Consider the following 8,482-nt stretch of genomic DNA (forward strand, 5'->3'; position numbering starts at 1 on the left):
CGAAGGCCGATCGCTGAGTTGCGGAAGGGCGGATCAGCCGCGGGCGGCCAGGGCCCGGCCGAGCGCGTCGCCCGAGGCCCAGGCGGTGGAGACCGAGGAGCGGCCGCCCCAGGCGTCGCCGCAGATCGCGAGGCGGTCGTACAGGGCGTAAGGCTCCGGATGCGAGGCGGTGGTGCGGGCGTACGTCCAGCGGTGCGCGTGACTCCAGTCGGGGCGCGGCTGATCGCCGAGGCCGAGCAACGAGGTCACCTCGGCGGTGACGGCGTCGACAGCGCCCTCCGGATGCTCGAGGTGCTCGCGCGCAAAGGCCGAGGTCGTGTGCGCCACGAGCACCGGGGCGCCGTCACCGCGACGGTCGCCGTCGTCGGCGATGAAGGAGACGAGGGCGGATCCGTCGACGAACGCCCCGTGCAGGTCGACCGGCCAGGCGCGCTCGCCGTAGCCGAGAACGATGGCGAGCACCGGCTCCCACGCATCCGGACGCAGCCGGGCGGCCAGCGGCGACATCGGATCGAGCAGCCGCACCGCCTGCGGCTCGGGCATCGCGAGCACCACGGTGTCGTACCGGATGCCATCGACCGTGCCATCGGCGTGCACCTGCGTCACGTCGTGCTCGAACAGCACGTCCGCGCCCGGATCGGCGTCGAGGGCCTCGGCCGCGTCGACGAGGAGCGACCGCAGGCCGTGATCGGCGGCGTATCGCACGGGTCCCGTCGTGGTTCTGGGCTCATCCGCCGCGGAGTTTCCATCCGCGGCAGAGCGTGCATCCGCCGGCGAGCCGTCCAGCACCGTGAACGTGTCGGTCCACGGATGCGCGAGGCCGTCCTCCTCCCAGCTCGCCACCACCGCTCCGAACGCCGAGCCGTCGGGCACCGTGAAGTAGGAGGCGCCGAGATCGACGGGTCGCCCGTGCAGCGTGCGTCCCGACATCCGCCCGCCGGCTCGCCGCCCCCGCTCGACGACCCGCACCGGTACGCCCTCCGCGCGGAGTGCGGCCGCACACGCGAGCCCCGCAATCCCGGCCCCCACGACGAGTACCTGGGGGTCGGTCGAGCGAAGGGGGGTCTGATCCGAGGAGGTCATCTCCTCATCCTGCCCCGCCCCGCCCCGATCGGCAGGAGTCACCTGAGCGCGGGAAACTCGACGACGCGACCGACTCGCCCCGACTGCAGCGCTTCGTCCGCGATCCTCACGGCCCGCTCGGTCAGTGCGTCGCCGGGGTAGAAGCCTTCGAAGACGCGCTCTGCTTCGGCGACGGAGGTGACCCCGGCGGCGGCGGTGAGAACCGCGATGTCGCGGAACTCTCTCATCCCGCGCCGCTGTGCTGCCAGGAGCTTCATGGCGAGCAGCATGGGCGCCGATCCGACCTCGATCTTCACGCGACCGTCATCATGGACGGTGACCCACTCTGGCTCGCGGCCCCCGTACCCGGCAGGCAGGAACTGCGCGGCGGAGTCATTGATCCACCCGTCCGCCCATCCTCGTCGCGCACCAATCGCCCGTGCGACATCGAGGACGGCACCGCGCGGCGACAGCGACGCGTCGATGTCGACCGTCGTCTGCCGGTCGGCATCGTACGCGAGACTGATCGCGGCCCCTCCGACCAGCCTCATCGTGATGGGTTCCGGCGACTCGTTCAGAGCCGCAACCAGCTCTCTCAACCCCGCCGCCACGTCGTCGCGCGTGAGCGCCGTCGATGAGACGGCGTTCGACGGCTCGGAACCGGGCGGGGGCGCCTCGCCGGTCATACCGATGCCAGCTCATCCGCGCCGACCCAGACGCCGCGCCGCAGCAGCGGCTCGGGCACGTCGGCGGCATCGGCGTGTACGGCGCCCGGCCAGATCGACCAAATGCCATCGGGATCGCCCTCGACCGAGCCGACCCAATCCGGGACGGGGAGTCCGGCTTCGCGCAGGCGCCACTCGACGAGACCGGCCAGCGCCGCATCCCACTGGGACCCGAGGCAGCGTGGCGGTTCGGCTACGAGCAGGAGCTTGGTGAAGGGATCAGCGGCTACGAGGTCGTTGGAGAGTTGAACCACAACGCGCGCCTGCCCCCACTCATCGCCTGCCGTGTCGAGGGCGGCCACCGAATCGGCGGCCTCGGTCACCGGATGCCGGCCGCCGAGATCTGCCACCACCAGGTGGACACCCGTTCCCCGGGCGGCACGCTCGAGATTCCGGACGGTCGGCTCGCGGCTGCCATTCTCGATCGCCGACAGATTGCTCGCCTGGAGCCCACTCCGTCGTGCGACCTCCGCGATGCTGAGCCGCTTCCGTCGCCGTGCACGCATCAGCGAATCCACCGTGGTCATGTGTCACCTCCCTCAGATCGTATCGCAAACGATACGTATGAGCATACGTCATTCATGGCGATCCCGCTCGTGACGCTCGATGCGCCTCCCACTCCCGACTCGGCGTACGGTCGGCACTGACGGGCGAAGAGCGAGAAGGTGAGGCGGGGAATGGTCTCGAGTGGCGAGAACGACGTGGACGGCGAGCGGTGGCTCGTGGTCGACGGGCGGCGGTGGCGGCGCACGGATCCGGTGCTGCCTGCTGCGATGGTGGAGGCGCTGAAGTCACACCTCGGGAGAGGTCGCAATGCCGTGCGCGCGGCCAAACGCACGGGCGACGCCGACGAGATGGCGGAGGCACGCGCCCGGGTGGGGCTGGCGAAGCACGGGCTCGGTGAACGGGGCGTCGCGTGGTGGGATGCGCCCGAAGGCGAGCGGATCGAACGGGCCCGCGCGGCCCTGGCCGAGCTCGACGAACGCGACGAGGCCGGCTGACCCGACAGGGCGGGTGGTCCCGACCCCCGTACGCTGAAACCATGAGCACCGCCGACACGACCACCCCGCGACCGGACGCGGACGGATGGGAGAACCTCGTCGCCTCCCTCTGGGCGAACCCCGAGCTGAGCGACGACGACCGCCTCGAACGGATGCGCGACCTCGCGAACCAGGCACCGCACCCGGCGCTGGCCGCGTTCGAGCTGGGCGGGGCGCTCGATTCCTCGGGGCACGAGGCGGAAGCCGACGTGCAGTACGCGGCCGCGACGGCGGCGGGCCTCGCCTCGGTCGACCCGGCGCGGGCCGCCCAGCTCACCATTCAGCACGCCTCCACCCTGCGCAATCTCGGCCGCATCGAGGAGGCGATCGGGATGCTGCGCACGGCAACCGCGCATCCGGCCGTCGGCCGGGCGCCGGCGGTCTTCCTGGCACTGGCGCTGCACAGTGCGGGCCGCACCGACGAGGCGCTCCGGGTGGCGATCGAAGCGATCGAGCCGTCCCTCCCCCGCTATCACCGCTCGGTCCGCGGGTACGCCGCCGCGCTCACCGAAGCGCGCACGAGCGAGGCCGGCGACACCGTCCGCGGGTAGGGTGAAACCGGTCCAGCTGTGCCCGCCTCACCGAAGGAGTCCTCCTTGTCCACGACCGTGACCGGCGTCATCGCCCGCTCCAAGGGTGCGCCCGTGGAGCTCACCTCGATCGTCATCCCCGATCCCGGACCGGGCGAGGCCGTGGTCGACATCGAGACCTGCGGGGTCTGCCACACCGACTACCACTACCGCGAAGGCGGCATCAGCGACGACTTCCCGTTCCTGCTCGGGCACGAGGCGGCAGGCCGGGTGAGCGCCATCGGCGAGGGCGTCACGAACGTCGCCGTGGGCGACTTCGTGGTGCTGAACTGGCGCGCGGTCTGCGGCGAGTGCCGCGCCTGCGTGCGCGCCGAGCCCTGGTACTGCTTCAACACCTTCAACGCGACGCAGAAGATGACGCTGGAGGACGGCACCGAGCTCAGCCCGGCCCTCGGCATCGGCGCGTTCGCCGAGAAGACGCTCGTGCACGCCAAGCAGTGCACCAAGGTGAACCCGGATGCCGACCCGGCCGCCGTCGGCCTGCTCGGCTGCGGGATCATGGCCGGTCTGGGCGCCGCGATGAACACGGGCAACGTCGGTCGGGGCGACTCGGTCGCCGTCATCGGCTGCGGCGGTGTCGGTACGGCCGCCGTGGTGGGAGCGAAGCTCGCCGGAGCCGGCACCATCATCGCCATCGACCGCGACCCCAAGAAGCTGGTCGCCGCCCAGAAGCTCGGCGCCACCCACACGATCGACTCCAGCGGGCTCGACGAGGCCGGTGTCGTCGCCGCCGTGCAGGCGCTCACGAACACCTTCGGCGCCGACGTCGTGATCGACGCGGTCGGCCGCCCCGAGACCTGGCGCCAGGCCTTCTACGCCCGCGACCTCGCCGGCACCGTGGTGCTGGTCGGCGTGCCCACGCCCGACATGACGCTCTCGATGCCGCTGCTCGACGTCTTCGGCCGCGGCGGCTCGCTCAAGTCGAGCTGGTACGGCGACTGCCTGCCCGAACGCGACTTCCCGATGCTCACCGACCTGTTCCTGCAGGGCCGCCTCCCCCTCGACGAGTTCGTGAGCGAACGGATCGGCATCCGGGACATCGAGCGGGCCTTCGACAGCATGGCGAGCGGCGACGTGCTGCGCTCGGTGGTGGTGCTCTGATGGCGGCCCGGATCGAGAACCTCGTCACCAGCGGCACGTTCAGCCTCGACGGCGGAACCTGGGACGTCGACAACAACGTCTGGATCGTCGGCGACGACCACGAGTGCGTCGTCATCGACGCCGCCCACGACGCCTCCGCCATCCTCGCGGCGGTCGGTGGCCGCGCTCTGCGCGCCGTCCTGCTCACCCACGCGCACGACGACCACATCGACGCCGCCGCGGCGGTACAGGAGGCGACGGGCGCTCCCGTGCACCTGCACGACGGCGACCGGATGCTCTGGGACGCCGTCTACCCGGGCATCGCGCCGAGTGCCGCCCTGGTCGACGGCCAGGTGATCCCGATCGCCGGCGTCGAGCTCGAGGTGCTGCACACGCCCGGGCACTCCCCCGGTGCGGTCTCCTTCAGCGCCCCCGCCCTGGGAACCGTGTTCACCGGTGACACCCTGTTCAACGGCGGCCCGGGTGCGACCGGCCGGTCGTTCAGCGACTTCCCCACGATCATCGAGTCGATCACCGCGAAGCTGCTCACCCTTCCCGCCGACACGGTGGTGCGCACCGGCCACGGCGACTCCACCACGATCGGTGCCGAGGCCCCGCATCTGCAGGAGTGGATCGCCCGGGGACACTGATCCCGGCTTGCGGGCTTGTCCTCTTCAGGGCACGATGAGCAGATCGCTCCGACCGACGTGGGCGCGCATCCGGGAGCCGCCGTGAATGACGAAGCACTGCTCGCGGCGATCTATCGCGGCCGTCCCACCACGATCGGCGAGATGGCGGCCCTGACGCACCTCGGTGCCGGCGAGGCGGATGCCGCGGTGCAGCGACTGCGTCGGCGTGGCCTGATCGGCGGTGAGGGCGAGGCGCTCAGCTATGCGCACCCCGCATCCTGGGTCGCCGACACGGTCGCCGAGCGCTCGGCCGCGCTGCGCCGGAACGCCGACGACGCGCTCACCGACCTGGCGCGGATGGTCTCCGAGCTGCCCGGTCTGCTGCGGCACTGGTCGGTCGGAGAGGCCTCGCCGGAGCTGGTGCCCGTGGTCACCCGACACGGGCTCCATGCCTCGGAAGACCTCTGGTACGACAGCGCGAGCCACGACTCCGGCACGCTGCACGCCGTGCTCCCCGAGGTCGACCGCTTTCTCACGGACGAGCCGGATCGCGCCGTGCGCTTCGGCCGCGCCCTCGCCGGCAAGGAGAAGGTGCGTGTGATCATGCCCACCTGGGCGGTCGGCGACACGATCGCCATCCAGCGGATGGCGCACTACCGGGCGGCGGGCGTGCAGTACCGCCTCCTCGACAGTCCGCCGAGCTGGTTCTGGGTCGACGGGGACCAGCTCTGCGTGCCGTTCGAGTGGGGTGAGGGGCGCCCGACCAGCGTGCTCGGTGTTCGCCACGCCTCGTTGGCGGGCATGGCCCTGGACTACTTCGAGAAGCTCTGGCAGCTGGCAACGCCCGTCGAGGACGCGGGCTATCCGTGGACCTCCCTGTTGGTGCTCATGCGCCAGGGCATCACGCTGGACTCGGCCTCGCGCACGGTCGGCATCAACCCGCGGACGGGGCGGCGCCGGATCGCGGCCGCGATGGAGCACTACGGCGTGTCGACGCTGTTCGCGCTCGGGGTGGCCTGGGCGGCGGAGTCGGCGGTGCCCACGAGAGCGGCCGGTACGGCGGAGTAGAGTTCCGGTCATGGCATCCGCAGCAGAGGGCCGTTCGTCCGTCATCCGCTTCGAGGCCGAGCCGGTCTCCCTGGGCGGTCGCACCATCGTGCGGCTGCCGGTGGAGGCGAGCACGGCGTTGCCCTCGCGCGGTCAGGTGGCGGTCGAGGGCTTCATCGACGGGCATCGGTTCGCCGATGTGGTCGAGCCCGACGGCCTGCGGGGCCACTGGGTCGACGTAGACCGGCTGCTCGGCCGGGTTCCGGCCGGGAAGGCCGGGCCGGATGCGGAGGCAGGGCCGGATGCGGAAACCGTGCCGGATGCGGATGCCGGCGGCGTCGTGACGATCGAGCTCGCACCGTCGGAGTCGTGGCCGGAGCCCGAGGTTCCGGATGATCTGCGGGCAGCCCTCGATGACGCGCCGGCCTCGGCGGAGACCTGGGCCGACATCACGCCGATGGCCCGGTGGGAGTGGGTGCGGTGGATCACGTCGACCCGGAGCCCCGCCACGCGCTCGCGCCGGGTCGAGGTCGGGATCTCGAAGCTGGATCGGGGATCTCGTCGGCCGTGCTGCTTCGATCTCTCCTCGTGCACCGATCCGGAGCTCTCGCGCAGCGGCAAGCTCGTCCCGTCGCCGTCGCCGTCGCCGGCGGCCTAGGCCGCGCCCGCTCATCGTCGGCGGAAGAGTCCACGCTTGCGCCGGTAGAACGGTCGAACGTCGCGGAGCAGATGGCCGGCGCCCGGTTCGGCGTACATCACGTCGATGGGGCTGCTGACCGAGTAGGTCACGAGGGCCTGCCCGAGTTCTGGTGCGAGGCTGTCGCGGATCGTCGGGTCGCCCACGATGACGAGCAGGTAGCTCTCGTCCATCGAGTCCTCCTGGGGTGTGACCTTCCAGCCGAGCACGGCTTCGTCGACCTCCGGATGCCGGGCGAACAGGGTGGCAAGAGCGTCGGTCATGCCGGGCGGAACGCGGGCCGGCTCCCCCACGAGCACGCGGGTCTCGGTCTCTACGACCCGTGGGGTGAGGGTGGCGGCGCCGTCTAGTAGCTGCGCGATCTCTCCCGGGAGGAACTCCTTGCCGTGGGCGGAGTGCGGGTTCAGCACGAGTGTCGCGCCGCGGGTCATCTGCCAGAGCACGCGGCAGGGCAGGGCGAGAAAGCTGCGCTCGAAGCCCGGGATCACCTCGAGGGTCTCGCGAAGACGCTCCTCGGACGTGTAGAACGGCTGCACCGAGGCGCCGCCCGGCCCGAGCAGGTCGGCGAGGTTCGCAGTGCGGTCCCCGGATGCCGTGCCCGGCACGATCACGGTGCTCTCGAGCAGCGCCCGGACGAACTCCGGCGCTGCCGCGGGGTCGTTCGCGGCCGCCACCAGCAGCCGTTCGATCTCGGAAACCTCGGATTCGCCCATCCCCCGAGCGTATCCGGGTGCCCGGCGGACACGCATGGTTCGGTTGGTCACGACAGCACTTCTTCGAAGGAGGGCTGCGTGTCACTCACGGGCTGGAAGCTAGGTCGTCGCGGTGGCGACGGGTTATCGGGCTCCGGTTGTTGTTCTGGCCGGGGTGGGTGTTCGGGCCAGAGCGATTCGTCAGGCGGGGGTTGGTGTTCGGGCCAGGGTGAGTGTTCGGGCCGGAGCGATTCGTCAGGCGAGGGTTGGTGTACGGGCCAGGGTGGGTGTGCTGGGTTCGCGGGCTCGGTGATGTGCACCCGGCCGATCGGGGACGTCCACCGCAAATCCCGGCCCGGTAAGGTTTCGACGTTCCAGTCGGATTCGTGTTTGAAGTGATGATGCTTCGGGCACAGGCTCGCGAGGTTGCCGTGATCGGTGCGCCCGCCGTGGGCCCAGGCGTGGACGTGGTCGAGTTCGCAACGTTGCGCCCGCCTCCGGCATCCCGGGAACCGACACGTCTCATCCTCAATCGTCAACGCCAACCGCAGATCGGCGGGGATGCGGTAGCTTTCCCGCCCGACTGAGAGGGTGTGGCCGGTGACGGGGTCGGTCAACCAACGGGTCACGCTTGGTGCTTGCGCCGTCAGTCGGCGAGCCGTCACCGGATCGATCGGACCATACCCATGCAACTCAGCCGGCTGCTCAGTGTGGCCCAGGAGCGAGAGGGCCGGGACGGTGAGGATCACCTGCGGGCGAATACCCCGCCCCGCAGCAGCCAGGTCGCCGTCGGGGTCGAGGAGGAGCGCGATCGCGGCATCACACCGGCGTTGGGCGTGGCTGCGGGACTCGTCGGGGCCACGCTGGGTCCGGGCGATCTGGTCGAGTTTGTCATCGATCGCGATCGCCTCCGCCGCCGG

11 protein-coding genes are annotated in these 8,482 nt (G+C 71.2%); 6 read left to right on the plus strand and 5 right to left on the minus strand.

The features are described 5' to 3' along the window. Positions 1 to 33: 33 nt before the first annotated feature. The 3 genes from ACN4JJ_RS18660 to ACN4JJ_RS18670 are packed head-to-tail and all read right to left on the minus strand — an operon-like array spanning position 34 to position 2,314. Positions 34 to 1,083: an NAD(P)/FAD-dependent oxidoreductase gene (locus tag ACN4JJ_RS18660; protein ID WP_440711398.1), complete on the minus strand. Its 1,050-nt coding sequence runs from the start codon at positions 1,081 to 1,083 to the stop codon at positions 34 to 36. A 38-nt stretch (positions 1,084 to 1,121) separates the two neighbouring features. Further along, the gene (locus ACN4JJ_RS18665; protein WP_440711399.1) at positions 1,122 to 1,748 is read right to left on the minus strand and encodes a nucleotidyl transferase AbiEii/AbiGii toxin family protein; all 627 of its coding nucleotides are present in this window, start codon (positions 1,746 to 1,748) and stop codon (positions 1,122 to 1,124) included. Beyond that, the gene (locus tag ACN4JJ_RS18670; RefSeq protein ID WP_440711400.1) at positions 1,745 to 2,314 is read right to left on the minus strand and encodes a helix-turn-helix domain-containing protein; all 570 of its coding nucleotides are present in this window, start codon (positions 2,312 to 2,314) and stop codon (positions 1,745 to 1,747) included. Before ACN4JJ_RS18670 ends, ACN4JJ_RS18665 begins: the two co-directional genes overlap by 4 nt. A 150-nt stretch (positions 2,315 to 2,464) precedes the next feature. Between ACN4JJ_RS18670 and ACN4JJ_RS18675 the strand changes: the two genes are divergently transcribed. The 6 genes from ACN4JJ_RS18675 to ACN4JJ_RS18700 all read left to right on the plus strand — a co-directional run bounded on the left by ACN4JJ_RS18675 (position 2,465) and on the right by ACN4JJ_RS18700 (position 6,831). Then, complete coding sequence (locus tag ACN4JJ_RS18675; protein WP_440711401.1) at positions 2,465 to 2,788, plus strand: biopolymer transporter Tol; 324 nt, start codon at positions 2,465 to 2,467, stop codon at positions 2,786 to 2,788. 41 nt (positions 2,789 to 2,829) lie between these two features. Beyond that, a complete protein-coding gene (locus ACN4JJ_RS18680; RefSeq protein WP_440711402.1) occupies positions 2,830 to 3,378 on the plus strand; it encodes a tetratricopeptide repeat protein in 549 nt (182 codons plus the stop codon). A 45-nt stretch (positions 3,379 to 3,423) separates the two neighbouring features. Continuing rightward, positions 3,424 to 4,518, plus strand: a complete 1,095-nt coding sequence (locus ACN4JJ_RS18685; protein ID WP_440711403.1) for an S-(hydroxymethyl)mycothiol dehydrogenase — start codon at positions 3,424 to 3,426, stop codon at positions 4,516 to 4,518. Further along, positions 4,518 to 5,147 (plus strand): MBL fold metallo-hydrolase, encoded by a 630-nt coding sequence (locus ACN4JJ_RS18690; protein ID WP_440711404.1) that lies wholly within the window; start codon positions 4,518 to 4,520, stop codon positions 5,145 to 5,147. Before ACN4JJ_RS18685 ends, ACN4JJ_RS18690 begins: the two co-directional genes overlap by 1 nt. An 81-nt stretch (positions 5,148 to 5,228) precedes the next feature. Beyond that, entirely contained in the window at positions 5,229 to 6,194 is a 966-nt protein-coding gene (locus ACN4JJ_RS18695) for a hypothetical protein (protein ID WP_440711405.1), read from the plus strand. A gap of 10 nt (positions 6,195 to 6,204) precedes the next feature. Next, positions 6,205 to 6,831, plus strand: a complete 627-nt coding sequence (locus tag ACN4JJ_RS18700; protein WP_440711406.1) for a YdeI/OmpD-associated family protein — start codon at positions 6,205 to 6,207, stop codon at positions 6,829 to 6,831. A gap of 11 nt (positions 6,832 to 6,842) precedes the next feature. Here ACN4JJ_RS18700 and ACN4JJ_RS18705 read toward each other — a convergent pair whose 3' ends face one another. Then, positions 6,843 to 7,583 (minus strand): enhanced serine sensitivity protein SseB C-terminal domain-containing protein, encoded by a 741-nt coding sequence (locus ACN4JJ_RS18705; protein WP_440711407.1) that lies wholly within the window; start codon positions 7,581 to 7,583, stop codon positions 6,843 to 6,845. A 47-nt stretch (positions 7,584 to 7,630) separates the two neighbouring features. Beyond that, positions 7,631 to 8,482 (minus strand): HNH endonuclease signature motif containing protein (locus tag ACN4JJ_RS18710; RefSeq protein ID WP_440711408.1); only part of this gene is annotated, 852 nt, incomplete at its 5' end.

The sequence above is a fragment of the Herbiconiux dendrobii genome (assembly GCF_052048175.1).
Classification (GTDB): domain Bacteria; phylum Actinomycetota; class Actinomycetes; order Actinomycetales; family Microbacteriaceae; genus Herbiconiux.

Bases quoted from the DNA above. Each gene is read 5' to 3' on its own strand.
- ACN4JJ_RS18670 (WP_440711400.1), bottom strand. From the start codon at position 2,314: ATGACCACGGTGGATTCGCTGATGCGTGCACGGCGACGGAAGCGGCTC.
- ACN4JJ_RS18690 (WP_440711404.1), top strand. From the start codon at position 4,518: ATGGCGGCCCGGATCGAGAACCTCGTCACCAGCGGCACGTTCAGCCTC.
- ACN4JJ_RS18675 (WP_440711401.1), top strand. From the start codon at position 2,465: ATGGTCTCGAGTGGCGAGAACGACGTGGACGGCGAGCGGTGGCTCGTG.
- ACN4JJ_RS18680 (WP_440711402.1), top strand. From the start codon at position 2,830: ATGAGCACCGCCGACACGACCACCCCGCGACCGGACGCGGACGGATGG.
- ACN4JJ_RS18700 (WP_440711406.1), top strand. From the start codon at position 6,205: ATGGCATCCGCAGCAGAGGGCCGTTCGTCCGTCATCCGCTTCGAGGCC.
- ACN4JJ_RS18705 (WP_440711407.1), bottom strand. From the start codon at position 7,583: ATGGGCGAATCCGAGGTTTCCGAGATCGAACGGCTGCTGGTGGCGGCC.
- ACN4JJ_RS18660 (WP_440711398.1), bottom strand. From the start codon at position 1,083: ATGACCTCCTCGGATCAGACCCCCCTTCGCTCGACCGACCCCCAGGTA.
- ACN4JJ_RS18665 (WP_440711399.1), bottom strand. From the start codon at position 1,748: ATGACCGGCGAGGCGCCCCCGCCCGGTTCCGAGCCGTCGAACGCCGTC.